Annotated in this window: 16 protein-coding genes; 9 read left to right on the top strand and 7 right to left on the bottom strand. The window is 54.0% G+C overall.

The genetic code is table 11. The annotated features are described in order from the left end of the window. The first annotated feature begins 116 nt into the window (after nt 1-116). The 3 genes from M1D91_RS01045 to M1D91_RS01035 all read left to right on the top strand — a co-directional run bounded on the left by M1D91_RS01045 (nt 117) and on the right by M1D91_RS01035 (nt 3,123). Nucleotides 117-878, top strand: a complete 762-nt coding sequence (locus M1D91_RS01045; protein ID WP_437432971.1) for a DeoR/GlpR family DNA-binding transcription regulator — start codon at nt 117-119, stop codon at nt 876-878. A gap of 178 nt (nt 879-1,056) precedes the next feature. Then, nucleotides 1,057-2,247, top strand: coding sequence for a hypothetical protein (locus M1D91_RS01040; protein WP_437432972.1), 1,191 nt, complete (start codon nt 1,057-1,059; stop codon nt 2,245-2,247). 468 nt (nt 2,248-2,715) lie between these two features. Next, a complete protein-coding gene (locus M1D91_RS01035) occupies nt 2,716-3,123 on the top strand; it encodes a hypothetical protein (RefSeq protein WP_437432973.1) in 408 nt (135 codons plus the stop codon). A 49-nt stretch (nt 3,124-3,172) separates the two neighbouring features. On the opposite strand, the gene metE is transcribed toward M1D91_RS01035, so the two are convergent. Continuing rightward, nucleotides 3,173-5,434, bottom strand: a complete 2,262-nt coding sequence (gene metE / locus M1D91_RS01030; RefSeq protein ID WP_437432974.1) for a 5-methyltetrahydropteroyltriglutamate--homocysteine S-methyltransferase — start codon at nt 5,432-5,434, stop codon at nt 3,173-3,175. Between the two features lie 236 nt (nt 5,435-5,670). Here metE and metR point away from each other — a divergent pair, with 236 nt between their 5' ends. Beyond that, the gene (gene metR / locus M1D91_RS01025; protein WP_437432975.1) at nt 5,671-6,624 is read left to right on the top strand and encodes an HTH-type transcriptional regulator MetR; all 954 of its coding nucleotides are present in this window, start codon (nt 5,671-5,673) and stop codon (nt 6,622-6,624) included. Here metR and M1D91_RS01020 read toward each other — a convergent pair. The 3 genes from M1D91_RS01020 to pldB form a co-directional block, all read right to left on the bottom strand. Then, nucleotides 6,512-7,411: a carboxylate/amino acid/amine transporter gene (locus tag M1D91_RS01020; protein ID WP_437432976.1), complete on the bottom strand. Its 900-nt coding sequence runs from the start codon at nt 7,409-7,411 to the stop codon at nt 6,512-6,514. The genes metR and M1D91_RS01020 overlap by 113 nt on opposite strands. A gap of 79 nt (nt 7,412-7,490) precedes the next feature. Beyond that, nucleotides 7,491-8,291, bottom strand: a complete 801-nt coding sequence (gene yigL / locus M1D91_RS01015) for a sugar/pyridoxal phosphate phosphatase YigL (RefSeq protein ID WP_437432977.1) — start codon at nt 8,289-8,291, stop codon at nt 7,491-7,493. A gap of 25 nt (nt 8,292-8,316) precedes the next feature. Beyond that, on the bottom strand, nt 8,317-9,312 hold the full coding sequence (gene pldB / locus M1D91_RS01010; protein ID WP_437432978.1) for a lysophospholipase L2: 996 nt from the start codon (nt 9,310-9,312) through the stop codon (nt 8,317-8,319). A 106-nt stretch (nt 9,313-9,418) separates the two neighbouring features. Between pldB and rhtB the strand changes: the two genes are divergently transcribed. Next, nucleotides 9,419-10,039: a homoserine/homoserine lactone efflux protein gene (gene rhtB, locus M1D91_RS01005; RefSeq protein WP_437432979.1), complete on the top strand. Its 621-nt coding sequence runs from the start codon at nt 9,419-9,421 to the stop codon at nt 10,037-10,039. Between the two features lie 38 nt (nt 10,040-10,077). On the opposite strand, the gene rhtC is transcribed toward rhtB, so the two are convergent. From rhtC to pldA, 3 genes are all read right to left on the bottom strand, one after another. Continuing rightward, on the bottom strand, nt 10,078-10,698 hold the full coding sequence (gene rhtC, locus M1D91_RS01000) for a threonine export protein RhtC (RefSeq protein ID WP_437432980.1): 621 nt from the start codon (nt 10,696-10,698) through the stop codon (nt 10,078-10,080). Nucleotides 10,699-10,759: 61 nt separating this feature from the next. Beyond that, on the bottom strand, nt 10,760-12,586 hold the full coding sequence (gene recQ / locus M1D91_RS00995) for an ATP-dependent DNA helicase RecQ (protein ID WP_437432981.1): 1,827 nt from the start codon (nt 12,584-12,586) through the stop codon (nt 10,760-10,762). Between the two features lie 65 nt (nt 12,587-12,651). Beyond that, entirely contained in the window at nt 12,652-13,527 is an 876-nt protein-coding gene (gene pldA, locus M1D91_RS00990; protein ID WP_437432982.1) for a phospholipase A, read from the bottom strand. A 159-nt stretch (nt 13,528-13,686) separates the two neighbouring features. On the opposite strand from pldA, the gene yigI reads away from it, so the two are divergent. From yigI to M1D91_RS00970, 4 genes are all read left to right on the top strand, one after another. After that, a complete protein-coding gene (yigI, locus tag M1D91_RS00985) occupies nt 13,687-14,154 on the top strand; it encodes an acyl-CoA thioesterase YigI (protein WP_437432983.1) in 468 nt (155 codons plus the stop codon). 51 nt (nt 14,155-14,205) lie between these two features. Beyond that, nucleotides 14,206-15,093 (top strand): EamA family transporter RarD, encoded by an 888-nt coding sequence (gene rarD / locus M1D91_RS00980; protein WP_437432984.1) that lies wholly within the window; start codon nt 14,206-14,208, stop codon nt 15,091-15,093. Between the two features lie 42 nt (nt 15,094-15,135). Further along, nucleotides 15,136-16,161 carry a LacI family DNA-binding transcriptional regulator gene (locus M1D91_RS00975; protein WP_437432985.1) on the top strand — a complete coding sequence of 342 codons (1,026 nt, stop codon included), beginning with the start codon at nt 15,136-15,138 and terminating at the stop codon, nt 16,159-16,161. A 233-nt stretch (nt 16,162-16,394) separates the two neighbouring features. Next, nucleotides 16,395-17,594: a mandelate racemase/muconate lactonizing enzyme family protein gene (locus M1D91_RS00970; protein WP_437432986.1), complete on the top strand. Its 1,200-nt coding sequence runs from the start codon at nt 16,395-16,397 to the stop codon at nt 17,592-17,594. Nucleotides 17,595-17,615: the final 21 nt, after the last annotated feature.

The raw sequence follows: 17,615 nt of genomic DNA, 5'->3' as shown, positions 1-17,615 counted from the left end.
TTCGTTGTGACGATTAAACCAACGGAATCTGACAGAAATATGACCTCCGTTTTTCGTAGTACTAATTTCATATTTGCGGGCTAGCATGTGCCAATCCGTTAAAGCAGGACGCAAATATGACCCCGGAAGCCCGCCGCAGCGAGATTGTCTCTCTCGTCACCGAACAGGGTGAAAGCAGTATTGAACAACTGGCCCACTACTTTGGCGTGTCATTACAAACCGTACGCAGCGACCTGCGTGAGCTCACCGCCCAGGGCCTGCTCTTACGCCGTCACGGGATGGTCGCTCCTTTCGCACGCGAAAATATTGGCTATCAGCAAAGGGAGATCGTGAACGTCATCGGCAAACGCTGGATGGGCGAGCGCGTGGTTCAGCTTCTCGCCGACGCGGAAAGCTGTTTTCTCGGCACCGGTACCACCGTCGAAATGGTCGCCCGCGCCCTGCCACAGGATACGCAACTGGCGGTCTGCACCAACAATCTGCACGCGGCCACACCGTTGAGCCTGCTTCCAGGCTGTGAACTGACGGTGGCAGGTGGGCGCGTACGCAAACGCGATCTGGACGTGATCGGCAGCGATGCCCTGACCTTTTTTCGCCGCTATCGGGTTGATATGGGTGTGGTCTCCGTAGGCGGCATTGGTGAAGAGGGTGAGTTATATGATTTTAACGACGAGGAAGTGGTGGCCCGCCTGGCGCTGGTCGCCAGCGCGGAGGTGAACGTGCTGGTGGTAGACAGCACCAAATTTGGCCGTCGGGCGATGTGCCGCAACGGCGATATCGGCGATTTTCACTATGTGGTCAGCGACCGCACACCCACGCCGCAGCAAAGAGCATTGCTGGCGCAACGCAATACAACATGGTTGTGCCGGGAGGAGTAAAATATAATCCCCAGCGTCGCGACTTATTTTCAAATTGATCGTACAGAGATCTCGTAATACGTGATCTCTGCGGGTCGCAAATAAATTCCATTAAATATATAAATACATTACAGCCAAACCATTAATTAACGTCAGGATGCCGTTAATTTTCAGCATCAATATAACTAAAGGATTAACAATGCCCACCTATACTGTAAGCACTCAAATTCGCTCCAACGTCAAACCCGAGGATATTCTTTATGACCTATTAATTTATCGAATGGATTCACGGCGTAATAAACATATTCTTGTGGATGTGACGCAACAACAAATACAAAGTAATTATGAAACCCAACGCCATATTACTCAGGAAACTGACGATCCGTTCTCAACGATGTATATCATGAAAGTCACCCTTTACTGGAAAGGCAGGCTGGGGGCATCGCGCATTCACGAAACCCCTTTTACCAAAATGTATACCTTAGCGGAATTCAGTTCCGGGCGTGCATGGTCTTCAATTAAACGTGAGAATCCGTGTTTCTTCGTTACCACCGGGTACACCCGTCGAGTCAAACCCGGTGAAACCAATATACAGGAGGTCAAAATATCCAGACCCGAACGCCCGTTTATTGCGAAAGAGTACCCTATTGGCCATGACCTCGATCCCTTCGAGCGTAGCACCATTAGAGAACAGATAACCACGCGATTTAATCAGCTGGATTATCCTAATCAGGGGTGGGGAAGTTTGTGCGGCCCAGCCGCATTTTTCTACTGCCTGCAAATAGACAGACCCGATGTCTACGCGCAGGCCGCCCGTGAACTCTGGTGCTGGGGTAAAACCAAAATTGGCGAGCTGGAAATTGTGCCGGGAGAGGGATGTAGACACCCGTCAGGGGAATTTTACGACCATGACTTAACCCCCCCAGATCCTATTATTCCTGGTGTTGACTGGATAACCCTCGCCAGTCTCAGAGATTCGGAAAATGCGGTGATTAACTACGACACCGTCGACTCCCCTGCCGCCGGAGTCACCATGTGGCAGACTCTGACAGAGTGGTTCCAGAAGGCGGGCTATGAACTGGTATTCTGCAATGCAGGTATCACCCGGGGCAGCGTGGAAGACATTCATATCTTTAATGATTACGTCAACAGAGGGTACAAAGTCGTTACGCTGGTCGCCGGAGGATTACTGGACGGTAACGATTCAATTTTCACTGTGCCGAATCACTGGATCGTTTGGAACAGTCAGTTAACGCAAAGTGACAGAGGCGAAATATCCTTAGCACTTTTCTCATGGGGAAAAGTAAAAAACCACATTAAATCGGACATGACTACCCGTCGTTTTCTCAATCGTTTCTTCGGGGGCATGGTTTTTAAGCCATTAAAATAAATATGAATAAAATACATCTCATTATCATAGTATTATTTTTGACATCATGCAGTCGGCACGTTTCGTTTTTGCCTGAATATCCCATGTTACGTGACGCTGTTGTTCATCAACCTTACTCGGCAAAAATCAATATTTTCGGCGCCCCAGTTATTAGTCCAGGCATAGTATTGCGTCTTAATCCAGAGGATACGGGCTTGACCATCAAATATTGCCCGACCCCAGAATGGCGCATGTCAGACACAACATCAGACACTCGCGATCTAAATTGTATCCTCGTACAGGGAACTCCCGTTAAACCCGGAATTGTCACTTTTGTCGTGGGTGGAGGTGTCTATGGGTCGATGTTTGTAAGTGCCACCAGATTTAAGAAAACCTACACCATTAATGTTCTGGACCATTAACATACACATTCAGAAGATGAATAGCATAAATATTCTCTACAGTCATAACTCAAGGATGAATCAATGCATGAATAAAATCTTTATATTGATGATGACAATATGTTTGACATCATGCAGCCAACATTTTTCTTTCTTACCAGAAAACCCCAGGTTACATGATGCTGTATTACATCAGCCTTACTCGGCGAAAATCAACATCTTCGGTGCCAGTGTTTCTGGCTCCGGAAATTCATTACGTCTTAATCCAGAGGATACTGGGCTGACCATCAAATATTGCCCGCTCCCAGAATGGCGCATGTCAGACAAAACAACAGACACCCGTGATCTAAATTGTATTCAGGTGCAAGGCACCCCTGTCAAAACAGGGGTGGTCACCTTCCTGGTGGCGGGAGGTGGCTACGCACATATGTTTGAAAGCTCCACGAGATTTAAGAAAACCTACACCATCAACATCGTCGATCCGAAAGACAAGTAAATAAAGCGATTGCCTGGGCGATCGCTTTTCATTATGAGTCACCCACTTCTCAGGCCTGGCGCAAATTCTGCGCCGCTTTCACCATATTCGCCAGTGCGGCACGGGTTTCTGGCCAGCCGCGGGTTTTCAGGCCGCAGTCCGGGTTCACCCACAGGCGCTCCGCCGGGATGCGCTGGGCGGCTTTTGCCAGCAGGGCTTCAATCCACTCTACGCTTGGGACGTTCGGCGAATGGATGTCGTAGACGCCCGGCCCGATGTCGTTCGGGTAGTCGAAAGCTTCAAACGACTCCAGCAGTTCCATATCCGAGCGTGACGTTTCAATGGTGATCACGTCAGCATCCAGTGCGGCGATGGAATCCATGATGTCGTTAAACTCGCAATAACACATATGGGTGTGGATCTGGGTATCATCTTTCGCTACCGCCGCGTTAATGCGGAAAGCTTCGACGCCCCAGGCCAGATACGCCTCCCAGTCGCTACGGCGCAGCGGCAGCCCCTCACGCAGGGCCGGTTCATCAATCTGAATGATGCCGATACCGGCCGCTTCCAGATCCGCTACTTCGTCACGCAGCGCCAGCGCAATCTGTTTGGCGATGGTTTCACGGCTCACATCTTCGCGCGGGAAGGACCAGCACAGGATCGTCACAGGGCCGGTCAGCATCCCTTTTACCGGCTTGTCGGTCAGAGATTGGGCGTACTTCGCCCACTCCACGGTAATGGCTTCCGGGCGGCTGACGTCGCCAATTACCACTGGCGGCTTCACGCAGCGGGAGCCGTAACTCTGCACCCAGCCGTTCTGCGTGAAGACAAAACCGTCCAGATGCTCACCAAAGTACTCGACCATGTCGTTACGCTCGGCTTCGCCGTGTACCAGTACGTCCAGCCCCAGCCGCTCCTGCTCCACAATCGCCTGTTTGATGTGTTCAGCAATGCCGGTGCGATAGTGGTTAGCGTCGAGATTGCCTTTTTTGAAGTCCAGACGCAGGCCACGAATCTCGGTGGTTTGCGGGAACGAACCGATGGTGGTGGTGGGCCAGGCAGGCAGTTTAAAACGTGCACGCTGGGCTACTGCACGCACGGTGTAAGGACTGTTGCGCTGGCTCTCCTGCGCGGTAATGGCTGCAAGTCGTTTTGCAACAGCGCTATTGTGCACGCGGGTGGAGTGGCGACGTTCCTGAATCGGTACGCTCCAGGCTTTGATGGCAGTGGTATCACCGCTGTTCAGCGCATCGCGCAGCAGTGCGAGCTCTTCACATTTCTGTAGCGCGAAGGCAAACCAGCTCTTTACCTCGGCATCAAGACGCGTTTCTACGTTCAGATCGATGGGGCTATGCAACAGCGAACAGGAAGGGGCCACCCATAGCGGACGTTGGCCGTTGATCACCGCAATTTGTGCATATTTCTCTGTAAGATCGGCACGCCAGACGTTACGACCGTTAATCAGGCCTGCCGAGAGCAACCAGTCAGAGGGCAGGCGCTCATGTAGCCTCACAACGTCATCGTTACCGTGAACAAGATCAACGTGCAGCCCCTGTACCGGCAGCGCCGTAATGGTGTCCAGGTTAGGGGTGACGCCCTCGAAATAGGTCGTTAACAACAGCTTCACCTGCCCGGACAGCGCGTCGTACGCCGGTTTGAACGCATCCAGCCACACCTGTGGCAGTTCCAGTACCAGCGCAGGTTCGTCAATCTGTACCCACTCAATGCCGCGTGTTGCCAGTTCAGCCAGTACCTGCTGGTAGACCGGCAGAATATCGTTCAGCAGGCTCAGGCGATCAAAGGGTTCACCTTTGACTTTACCCAACCACAGGTAAGTGACCGGGCCTAACAATACAGGTTTAACTCTGTGGCCCAGCGCCAGCGCGTCGTCCACTTCCTCCAGCAGTTGCGTCCAGCGCAGACTGAACTGTTGGCCTTTGACGAACTCCGGCACCATGTAGTGATAGTTGGTGTTAAACCACTTGGTCATTTCCGCTGCTGCTGCCGGTTCACCGGTGGGCGCACGGCCACGACCCATGCGGAACAGCGTATCAATATCGATAGCACCGTCTCTGTTCTGATGACGAGCCGGAACATTGCCGAGCAGCAGGCTGGTGGTCAGAACGTGATCGTACCAGGCGAAGTCGCCCACCGGCAACAGGTCAATGCCCGCCGCTTTTTGCTGCTCCCAGTGACGGGCACGCAGTTCGCGGCCAACCGCCAGCAGCTCTTCACGGGAAAGGTTGCCCGCCCAATAGCTCTCTTGCGCTTTTTTCAGCTCGCGACGCAGACCAACGCGAGGAAAACCGAGGGTGTGTGTGATAACTGTCATTTGCGCTTCCTCTAAGTCATTGTCAATACGTTAGATTTTGAATTCAGGGCAGGCAGCACGTTTGCTTATTTCCGGGAGCTTACTGAAGTAAGTGGCCGGAGCAGGTAAACGCAGCCACCGCGTCATAAATTTAAAAGACGACGGATTTTAGACGTCCAGATGTTTACACATCTATAATCAAAAGGTACTGTATATTCCTCAAGCGCAAATTTGTCATGCCGGAGTGAAGGACTTTCATGATCGAAATTAAACATCTGAAAACGCTGCAGGCGTTACGCAACAGCGGTTCTCTCGCGGCGGCGGCGGCATCGCTGCACCAGACTCAGTCCGCCCTTTCCCACCAGTTCAGCGATCTGGAACAGCGCCTGGGCTTCCGGCTGTTTGTGCGTAAAAGTCAGCCCCTGCGCTTTACGCCGCAGGGCGAAATCCTGCTGCAACTGGCAAACCAGGTGCTGCCACAAATCACCAGCGCGTTGCAGGCCTGCAATAAACCGCAGCAAACACGCCTGCGCATCGCCATTGAATGTCACAGCTGTATCCAGTGGTTGACGCCGGCGCTGGAGCGTTTTCATACCCAGTGGCCGCAGGTGGAGATGGATTTTAAATCAGGCGTGACCTTTGACCCGCAGCCAGCCTTACAGCAGGGCGAGCTGGATCTGGTGATGACATCGGACATTCTGCCGCGCAGCGGGCTGTACTATTCGCCGATGTTTGATTTTGAAGTGCGGCTGGTGCTCTCGCCTGACCATCCTCTTGCTTCACGGGCGCGAATCGCACCGGAAGATATTGCCGCCGAAACGCTGCTTATTTACCCGGTGCAACGCAGTCGTCTGGATATCTGGCGTCACTTCCTGCAACCGGCAGGCGTCAGCCCGTCGCTAAAAAGTGTGGATAACACCCTGTTATTGATTCAGATGGTGGCGGCGCGGATGGGGATTGCCGCACTGCCGCACTGGGTGGTGGAGAGTTTTGAACGCCAGGGGCTGGTGGTGACAAAGACGCTGGGAGAAGGCTTGTGGAGCCGGTTGTACGCCGCCACACGCGATGGTGAGCAGCGTCAACCGGTGACCGAGGCGTTTATTCGCTCAGCGCGGAACCACGCTTGCGACCATCTGCCGTTTGTGCGGAGCGCGGAGCGACCCACTGTCGATGGACCCACAGCGAGGCCATTATCACCGAGCCACCAATAATAAAGCTCGGCCAGTGGGGCTGCTCCTGCCAGATGGCAAGGTTAACCAGCAGCCCGGCCGGAACGTGCACATTATTCATGATGCCAAGCGTACCGGCATCCACCTGCGTTGCCCCGTAGTTCCACATGAAGTAGCCAAGCCCTGACGCCACCACGCCCAGCCAGATCAGCACGCCCCACTGTACGTTGGTGGTTGGCAGTTTTTGTGGATTTCCCAGCGCAAACCAGGCGGTCACCGCCACCACAAACGCACCGAGGTAGAACCACGCAAACGCGTTGTGCTGCGGCATAGGACGGGTTTCCATCAGGCGTTTATAGCCCACCATGCCGATGGCGAAACTGAGGTTGGCAAGCTGAACAAACATCAGCCCTGTCCAGAAGTGCTCACTGACTTTGTCATAACGAATAATCGCCGCTCCCACCACCGCCAGCAGCGCACTCAGCGCATAGCCCCAGCGCAGTTTGCGTTTACTGAGCAGATCGTAAATGAGGGTGATATAAAGCGGCGTGAAGACGGTGAAGAGCAGGAACTCCGAGACTGTCAGGTAGAGGTAGGCCCGGAAGCTGAACAGGTACATAATGCCCAGTTGGAGCGCCCCCACCAGCATATACAAACCGATTGTTTTAAAGGGTAGCCCGCGCGTGCGCAGGAAAGGTAAAAAGACCAGCGCCGCCAGCCCGACGCGCATCAGCACCGAAAAATAGCTGTCAACATGCCCGGCAAGGTACTCGCCAATCAGGCTAAAAGAGAAGGCCCACAGGATCGTGGTAATGATGAGAAGCGCCACAATGAATGTCTCTCTGGATAAGGAACACCCATTGTAGCGGAGTCTTTGGTTGACAACTGGTCAATAAATAACCCTATCGTCACTCAAGAAAGAGTTTGCGTAGATAATGTGGGACAGCGTTGTCGGCGTTAGTACCAATCACTTCCAGCTCCGGGTGCAGATCCTTCAGGCGCTGATGGGCGTTGCCCATGATGCATCCTTTGCCCGCCATAGAGAGCATTTCGGCATCGTTCATGCCGTCGCCAAAGGAGATGCACTCTTTAAGGCTGTAACCCAGCGCTGCGGATACGGCCTCCAGCGCATGCCCTTTCGACACGCCGCCTGCCATTACTTCCAGGCAGGTTAACGTGGAGAAACTCACGTTAACGCGATCGCCCCAGCGGGCGTTTATCGCCTGCTCCAGAGGCAGGAGCTGTTCATGCGAGTCGCTGGTAAAGAAGACTTTGCTGATCCCTTCCGGCTCCAGCAAGCCTGGCTCGTAGAGGGAATACTGGAAAATTGCCTCTTTAAAGAAACGCATTTCATCCGGACGGTGGCGGTTCATAAACCACTCGTCATCACGGTAGACGTTAGTGATGATGTCCGGGTTGTTATGCACCACGCCAAACAGGTCAGCGGCGATGTCCCGATCGAGGTTATGGGTGAACACCAGATTGCCGTCGGTATCGTGTACGCGCGCGCCATTCGAGGTGATCATGTAGGCTTTGATCTCCAGGTTGTCGCGGATTTGCCCGACATCCACATGGTGACGACCCGTGGCGAAAACGAAGTTCACCCCGCGCGCAGTGAGGAGCTTGAGCGTATCCTTCGCAAACGGGGAGAGTGTGTGGTCGGGGGAGAGCAATGTGCCATCTAAATCAGATGCAACAACCTGATACATAAGAACCTTATACCTCAATAATTCATTAGTTATGCCGATCGAAGAAGTCGACGATGGCGCTGAGCGCGACTGAGCGCATGGCGTCCTCTTCAAAGAGGATCTCATGGTACGCGCCCTTTATGACAAGCGGCTTGCCCCCTTCACAAGGGTGACCCGCTGCGGCGCGAATGTCGCAGAAGCGATCGTGCATGCGGTTATCCACAACACGCTCTTCTTCTGCCTGAATAATCAACATCGGCGAGGTGTCTGATGCCGCCCCTGCCAGCACCTCTTCACCGGCCAGAATGCCTTCCCGCACCCAGTGCCAGGTTGGCCCGCCAACGCGTAACTGAGGCTCATCAGCATAAAAACGCAGGTTGCGTCGGTAACGTTCGCGGCTATGGGTCAGGGTGTTGATGGCAAACGGCAGCGCGTGCCAGCGTCCCGTGCCGATGGCGTAATTTTCACGAATGCGCGGGTAGCCTTCGGCCCAGTCCAGCAACGGGCGTACCATCCAGTCTGGCAGATGAATAATGATGCCGAACATGGGCGCGCACAGCGCAATAGCATCACAATTTGCCTGCGGATGGCGCTGTAAAAAGAGCGTGGCAATCGCACCGCCCATAGAATGGGCCAGGATGTAGCGCTTACGCCACGGGCCGGGAGCCACTTCCTGTTCCCAGAATGCCGCCAGATCGTCAACGTAATCACTGAAATTGACCACGTGGCCCCGGTGCGAATCTTCCAGCATACGCCCCGACCGCCCCTGACCGCGATGGTCAATAATGAGCACATCAAACCCAAGATGAAACAGGTCATAGGCCAGTTCGGCATACTTCACATAGCTTTCAATACGGCCAGGGCAGACCACGATAACCCGATCGTGCCCGGTGGCATGGAAACGGACAAAACGCACCGGGACGTCATCCACGCCGGTAAACTCTGCCTCTTCACGCTGACGCCAGAAATCGGTTAACGGACCTGTAGCAAAGGCAGCAAACGCGCTTTCTCTGGTTTCCCACTCCTTGTTTCGCCGGAACATTGGGTACGCCCTCACTCACACGACCAAAACGTTTTTTGTGACCTATAGCAACCTCTGCGGACAATAGCGTATTGTGGCATAAAAACAGACAATCAGGGAGTTTCTCATGACCTTCGAGTGGTGGTTCGCCTATCTGCTGACGTCCATTATCCTCAGCCTTTCGCCCGGTTCCGGGGCGATCAATACCATGACCACCTCGCTAAGCCACGGTTATCGTGGCGCGGCGGCGTCCATTGCCGGGCTACAAACTGGCCTTGGTATTCACATTGTGCTGGTGGGCGTAGGTCTGGGCACCCTTTTCTCCCGCTCGGTGCTGGCGTTTGAAGTACTGAAATGGGCGGGGGCTGCCTACCTGATCTGGCTCGGTATTCAACAATGGCGCGCCGCCGGGGCGATTGACCTCAATACCCTTGCCCGGACGCAATCCCGCTCGCGTCTGTTTAAGCGCGCCGTGTTTGTGAATCTCACCAACCCCAAAAGCATTGTCTTTCTGGCCGCGCTGTTTCCACAATTTATTGTGCCGCAGCAGCCGCAAATCATGCAGTACGTGGTGCTGGGCGTGACCACCATTGTGGTGGATATCATTGTGATGATTGGCTACGCGACGCTGGCGCAGCGTATCGCTGGCTGGATTAAAGGGCCACATCAGATGAAAGCGTTAAATAAGGTGTTTGGGTCGTTATTTATGCTGGTGGGGGCACTGCTGGCATCGGCACGTCATGCCTGATGAGATAACCGGATGGCGTCAGCTATCCGGTAGAAAACTTACCGCGAAATGATCAGATGAATACCGAAACCGGCGAACAGCGCACCGGCAAAACCGTCAATCCACTTCGCCAGACGCTGATAACCACGACGCATCGCCGGAAGAGCGAACAGGCTTGCCACCACGGTAAACCAGGCAAAGGTTTCCACAATGATCAGTACGAAAATACCCCAGCGCGCGCCCGTACCGACACTGTCTCCCACAAACAGTGAGAATACCGAGCCGAAGTAGATGATGGCTTTGGGATTGGCGAGATTCGTCAGCAGCCCCTTCATAAAGCTGCGCCCGCTGGTCGCCAGCTCCACCGCAGGCGCTTCGGCGGTTTTCTCTTCTTTTTTCAGCGCGCCGCGCAGCATCTGGTAACCCATCCAGCACAGATACAGGCCACCGCCGACCATAATAATGCTGTGCAGCCAGGCCATTTTCTCAAGGATCAGGTTCAGACCGAGCAGCGCAACGGCCGCCCAGACCATCACGCCTGCGGTGATGCCCAGCACACCCATCATCGCCTCTTTACGGGAGCGGCTAACGGCGGTTTGCGACACAAAGAAAAAGTCCGGGCCTGGACTCATTAACGCCACAATGTGCACCAGGGCGACGGTGAGGAAGAGCATGACCATGTTTAACTCGCGGAAAAATAGTAAAGTGGGTAACTATCCTGGCACTTTTCGCGCCTGCTGACTACTCATCATCACCGTCAACGTGGGCACGGATCAGCGCCATAAACTCCTGACCAAACCGTTCGAGTTTACGAACCCCAACGCCATTAACTCCCAGCATTTCACCCGGCGTAATGGGCATCTGTTCCGCCATTTCGATAAGCGTTGCGTCATTGAAGACCACATACGGCGGCACGTTGTTTTCATCAGCAATCGCTTTACGCAGTTTGCGTAGCTTGGCGAAGAGCTTACGATCATAGTTGCCGACGGCGGCCTTTTGCATCACCCTGGATTTAATCGCCACCATGCGCGGTACGGCCAGTTGCAACGGTATTTCACCCCGCAGCACGGGACGCGCGGCATCCGTCATCTGTAAGCATGAGTGTTGCGCAATATTCTGCGTGACCAGCCCCAAATGGATGAGTTGTCGAATCACGCTCACCCAGTGCTCATGGCTTTTATCCCGCCCCATCCCGTACACCTTAAGCTTATCGTGGCCAAGCTCACGGATACGTTGGTTATTTGCGCCACGGATCACTTCCACCACATAGCCCATCCCGAACCGCTGATTAACCCGACCAATGGTGGAGAGGGCAATTTGCGCATCGGTGAGCCCATCATAGCGTTTTGGGGGATCGAGGCAGATATCGCAGTTACCGCAGGGTGCCTGTCGCCCTTCGCCGAAATAGTTCAGCAGCACAAGGCGACGGCAGGTTTGCGCCTCAGCAAAGGCTCCCATCGCGTTCAGTTTGTGGCGTTCGATATCCTGCAACTGCCCGGCGGGTTTCTCTTCCAGACAGCGACGCAGCCAGGCCATATCTTCCGGGGCATAAAACAACATGGCTTCCGCCGGTAACCCGTCTCGTCCGGCACGACCGGTTTCCTGATAATAGGATTCGATGTTGCGCGGAATATCGAAATGCACCACAAAGCGCACGTTGGGTTTGTTGATGCCCATCCCGAAGGCCACGGTGGCGACCACGATTTGCAGGTCATCGCGCTGGAATTTCTCCTGCACGCTGGCGCGCACGTCGTTTTCCAGCCCGGCATGGTAGGCCGCCGCACTGAACCCCCGACTTTGCAGACGTGCGGCGGTGTCTTCCACTTTCGCACGACTGTTGCAGTAGATAATCCCCGCTTTGCCACGCTGGTCATGCACGTAGCGCAGGAGCTGATCGAGCGGTTTAAACTTCTCCATCAGCATGTAGCGGATGTTCGGACGGTCGAAGCTGCTGATTTGAATCAGCGGGTCGTTGAGCCCGAGCAGACGCACAATGTCCGCCCGTGTAGTGTCATCGGCCGTGGCGGTGAGCGCCATAAAGGGCACCGCGGGCAAATACTGGCGCAACTGCCCAAGAGCGGCATATTCCGGGCGGAAATCATGGCCCCACTGAGAGATACAGTGCGCCTCGTCCACGGCTAACAGAGTGAGGTTCCAGTGGCGAAGCTGGTCCAGGAAATTGTCGAGCATCAGACGCTCGGGGGCGATATAGAGCAGACGAATTTGCCCGGTTCGGCACCCTGCCATCACCTCAAGCTGTTGCTCGCGCGTCTGCGTTGAATTGAGACACGCCGCCGCCACACCGTTGGCAAGGAGCTGATCGACCTGGTCTTTCATCAACGAGATAAGCGGTGAGACCACCAGGGTTAATCCCGGAAGGATCAACGCCGGAATTTGATAACAGAGGGATTTTCCGCCACCCGTGGGCATCACGACGAGACAATCGCGACCGGCGAGCGCCGTGTCGATAATATCCACCTGGCCCGGACGGAACTGCTGGTAGCCAAAGGTTTCACGTAAAACCTGTAGAGCTGCCGATTCCAGATTCAAAACTTCCGCCTGCGCCACATTTACCCCATTCAACCGCAAAAAACAGGCGCTATTTTCAGCGCCTGCTCATGAAACTGCAATCCTTAAAACAGATCGTTGAGCATTACGCCAACACCAACCCGTGTCTGATTGAAATTATAGTCAATCAACGACTCGCCATAGCCGCTGTACACCTGAGTGTAGAAGCGAACATGTTTGGTAATCGGATAGCTCACACCGACCTCTGCGCCGCCGTAGCCAGTATTCCAGTTGTACTGACCTTTCACGCTGAAGATGGTTTCACCGTACTGATAGCCGATTCGCATCTGATAGTGGCCCAGGTATTTGGTGATGTCCGGGTTATCGTCGGTATTTCCCACGACGTACCAGGGTTTCACTTCTACCAGCCAGTTATTGTTTTGCGCCATCAAACGCGTGTAGATGCGGTTCCAGCTACGCGACGTCGGGTCGGAACGTCCATTGGAATCATGGTTAAAACCAAACTCCACATCACGTAACGTCCAGCCCGCAAAGCTGTAGTCGGTGGCAAAACCAAGGAACAGCTGCGGTTCATAGTTGGTTTCACGGAACGGCGAAGACGCCGGCTCTTTGGTATTAGAGAGCTGCCACCAGGATTTTTGCGTGTAAGACGCACCCAGCACCGAGTTCGGTCCGACAATACCACGCCATAACGGGAATGCCAGGCTGAGCTGGAACTTCACTTCATCCTTACGAGCTTCATCCGACCAGCTATAAGAGCGGATGGCTTCTTTGTTCATATCGCTCGTATAGGTATAAAGCAGGTAGTTGGATTCATACGGGTAGAGCGTAAACGGATTATCATGCTCCTGGAGCATGTTGGCGATAATACTGCCGCGCACCGCGGGCGCATCATGAACTTCTTTTACTGTCGCTTCCTGCGCAAATGCTGCAAATGGCAGCATGCACGCTGCCGCAAACCAACCCAGAAACGTCCGCATCGGCTTTCTTCCCCTGAACAAAGTTGTTGAACTGAATATTTTAGCGCCACCTATTCTACAGATTTATTTAAGAGCTGCGCAGGTATCCTTTCTGAAACTGGTAATCAACAATTTTGAGGCATAAAATCAACATTTCTTTAACTTATGGATATAGCTTCTATGTCAACCCTCCTCACAGCCGACGCCGCATTAAAACTGGTAGGTGAGATCTTTGTTTACCATATGCCGTTTAATCGCGCCCTTGGGCTGGAACTCATCCGCTATGAAAAAGAGTACGCCGAGCTCAGCTTTAATAATCAACCCATGATGGTGGGAAACTGGGCGCAGAGTATTCTTCATGGTGGCGTGATTGCTTCCGCCCTGGACGTGGCGGCCGGACTGGTTTGCGTAGGCAGCACCCTCACGCGTCACGATACGCTGACGGAGGAGGAGCTGCGGACCCGTTTGTCGCGGATGGGGACGATTGATTTACGCGTGGATTATTTACGCCCTGGCCGTGGAAACCGGTTTACCGCCAGCAGCACCCTTTTGCGTGCGGGGAACAAAGTGGCTGTTGCCCGTGTTGAGCTGCATAACGAAGAGCAGCTCTATATTGCAAGCGCAACCGCGACCTATATGGTGGGTTGAGTCACAAAATCAGTTAAAGTAGCCTCTCTTTTCAGCAACGAGTGTAGTGACATGGATGCAAAACAGACGCGACAAGGGGTGTTACTCGCCCTTGCGGCTTACTTTATTTGGGGTATTGCGCCGGCTTATTTCAAAATCATAGGGTATGTCCCCGCCGATGAAATCCTGACTCACCGCATTATCTGGTCCTTTTTCTTTATGATTGCCCTGATAAGCGTCAGCCGACAATGGCCGCAGGTGAAACAGGTTTTCCGCATGCCAAAGAAGCTCTGCTTACTGGCACTTTCGGCAGTGCTAATCGGGGGCAACTGGCTGCTTTTTATCTGGTCGGTCAATAATCATCATCTGCTGGAAGCCAGCCTCGGTTATTTCATCAACCCCCTGGTGAATATTTTACTGGGCATGATTTTTCTCGCCGAGCGTTTTCGCCGGATGCAGTGGGCTGCGGTTATTCTGGCGGCGACCGGCGTGCTGGTTCAGTTGTGGGCCTTCGGCTCGTTACCGATCATCTCGCTCGGACTCGCCTTCAGCTTCGCTTTTTACGGGCTCATCCGTAAAAAAATCGCCGTTGACGCCCAGACTGGCATGCTCATCGAAACACTCTGGTTGCTTCCGGTTGCGGCCATCTGGCTGTTTGGCTTTGCAAACAGCGAAACCAGCCATATGACCCAGAACAGCGTGTCTCTTAACCTGCTGTTAATGGCAGCGGGTGTTGTCACCACCATTCCCCTGCTCTGTTTTACCGGGGCGGCTACCCGTCTTCGCTTATCGACGCTCGGGTTCTTTCAGTACATCGGCCCGACCTTGATGTTCCTTCTGGCCGTGTTCTTCTACGATGAGCACCCCGGCGCAGACAAAATGGTGACCTTTGCCTTTATTTGGGTTGCGCTGGCAGTTTTTGTACTCGATGCGCTGTATACCCAACGTCGTGGTCGATAAGATAAGCCCTTAAACTAACCGTCTTTCAGTGGTGGACACTCTATGCCCGGTCGTAAACAGACAGTTTCAGGACTGCGCATCGCAGATGTAGCAAAAATGGCTAATGTTGCCCCCATCACGGTGTCGCGTGTGTTAAATCAACCGGACCAGGTAAAGGAAGCGACGCGCACCAGAGTATTGAAAGTCATTGAAGAGACGGGCTTTGTACCCAATCAGAATGCGGGCGCACTGGCATCCAACCGTAGCCGTCTGGTCGCGGTATTAGTCCCGATGCTCACTAATCCCCTGTTTTCGGATACCTTTCAGGCGATTGCCGAGCAACTGGCCGCCAACGGCTACCAGGTCCTGCTGGGTATCTCCGGGTATGAAGCACAACAGGAACAGGAGCTGCTGGACGTGATCCTCAGTCGTCGCCCGGATGGCATTATCCTCACCGGAACGGTGCACACTGAACCCAGCCGCAAACGCCTGCGTGCGACGGGCGTGCCGGTGGTGGAAACCTGGGACATCAGCGACTCCCCTATTGATATGCTGGTGGGGTTTTCTCACGAAGAGGTGGGCCGTCGTGTGGCTAATCATTTACTCGGTCAGGGATATCGTCATTTCGCCCTGCTCTCCGTTGATGATCCACGCGGTAAAGTGCGAGCGCAGGTGTTTATGGAAACCTTAACGTCGCAGGGCATCACTGATATTGTGCATCAGAGCTTCACGGGACTGCCTGCCCTGGAGCAGGGCCGCGAAGGTTTAACACGCATCCTTGAAAGGGACAGTACACCGCGTGTCGTCGTTTGCACTTCTGATACCCTGGCCCACGGCGTGCTGACCGAAGCCGCAAGCCGCCATCTGAAGGTGCCGGAACAGCTTTCTGTCTTTGGTTTTGGCGATATGAACTTCGCTGCCCACACTTTCCCGCCTCTTTCGACAGTGCGCATTGATGGCAAACAGCTTGGTCATCTGGCAGCGGCTGCCCTGCTGCGCCGCCTGAAAAACGGCGATCATACGACCGTCAATGATGACGTTGGCTTTACCCTCGTTGACCGACTTTCGACCTGTCTTCAGACACCTTAGCGCCTCTGACCCCACCTCCTTTTTGTAAGCGGGATCGCATTTTGACGATCCTGCGCTTGTCTGCCGCCAGGGATCAGTCCAGGCTTGAGCGATAAATGAATGCGCTACCATTTTATAATGGTTTGATTTAATTGTTTTTTAATGCTTTCTATTTTGCACCTGTAGACAGCTTTTTTAACAGCAGCAAATGGTAGCGCAACCATTAAAGAAAGTTAATCCGCGAGGGGGTATCTATGAAGATCACTAAAATCGAAACGACCCGGGTTCGTGCACATGCAAACCTGTTATGGGTAGAGATTCACACCGATGAAGGGCTGATCGGCTTAGGGGAAACGTTCCGTGGCGCTGAAGCGGTAGAAGCCTATATCCACTCCATCATCGCCCCGATGCTGCTGGGTCAGGAGGCGCTGAATATCGAGCGCCACAACCGTACACTGCTACGGGGCTACCTGGGTTTCAACGGCTCCGGGGTGGAGACCCGCGCCTGTTCGGCTATCGATATTGCGCTATGGGATTTACTGGGTAAGGCGCTGAAAAAGCCGGTCTGGCAGTTACTGGGCGGGTTGTGCCACGACAAAATGCGCGCCTACAACACCTGCGCAGGGGTAAATTTTAATAGTCAGGGTGAGCAACGCCGCACCTTGTCACAGGGCGAGCAGCGCCCGCAGGGTCGCTATGATGATCAGGTTGCCTTCCTGGAATGCCCGGACGAGCTGGCACAAAGTTTGATTGAAGAAGGGTTCAGCGCCATGAAAATCTGGCCGGTAGACAGCTTCGCCGCAGCCAGCAACGGCCAGTACATCAGTAGCAGTGATATCAAGAAAGCCATCGCGCCTTTCAAAAAGATCCGTGACGCGGTGGGCGACAAAATCGATGTGATGTGTGAATTCCACTCCCTGTGGAATACCACCGCAGCGCTGGCTATTTCACGTGAGCTGCGACAGTACGATATCTTTTGGGCAGAAGATCCCATCAAAATGGATTCGCCACAGGGGCTGGCAGATTACCGTCGCCTTTCCGGCATTCCGGTTTGTGGCAGTGAAACCCTGGCCACGATGAGCAATTTTCGGGAGTGTTTAGCCGCCGACGCGCTCGACTACGTGATGCTCGATCTCTCCTGGTGTGGCGGCATTACCGAAGCAAAAAAAATCGCTGCGCTGGCCGAAGCCTACCAAAAGCCCATTGCCCCCCACGACTGTACCGGCCCGGTGGTACTAATGGCCTCGCTGCACTTGGGGTTGTCATGCAATAACGCCATATTCCAGGAGGTGGTACGCGCCTATCTGGCGGATTTCTACGGCGATCTGGTGGACAGGCTACCGGTTGTTGAAAACGGTTATTTGCTGCCGCCGACCGGTGAGGGCCTGGGGACATCACTGAGTGATAAATTGCGCAGTCGACCAGATGCATTAACCCGGACATCAACACGCTAAATAAGCGGGCGGCATGGTCGC

Source organism: Enterobacter sp. SA197 (genome assembly GCF_054131575.1).
This window is presented reverse-complemented; position numbering and strand designations above follow the sequence as displayed.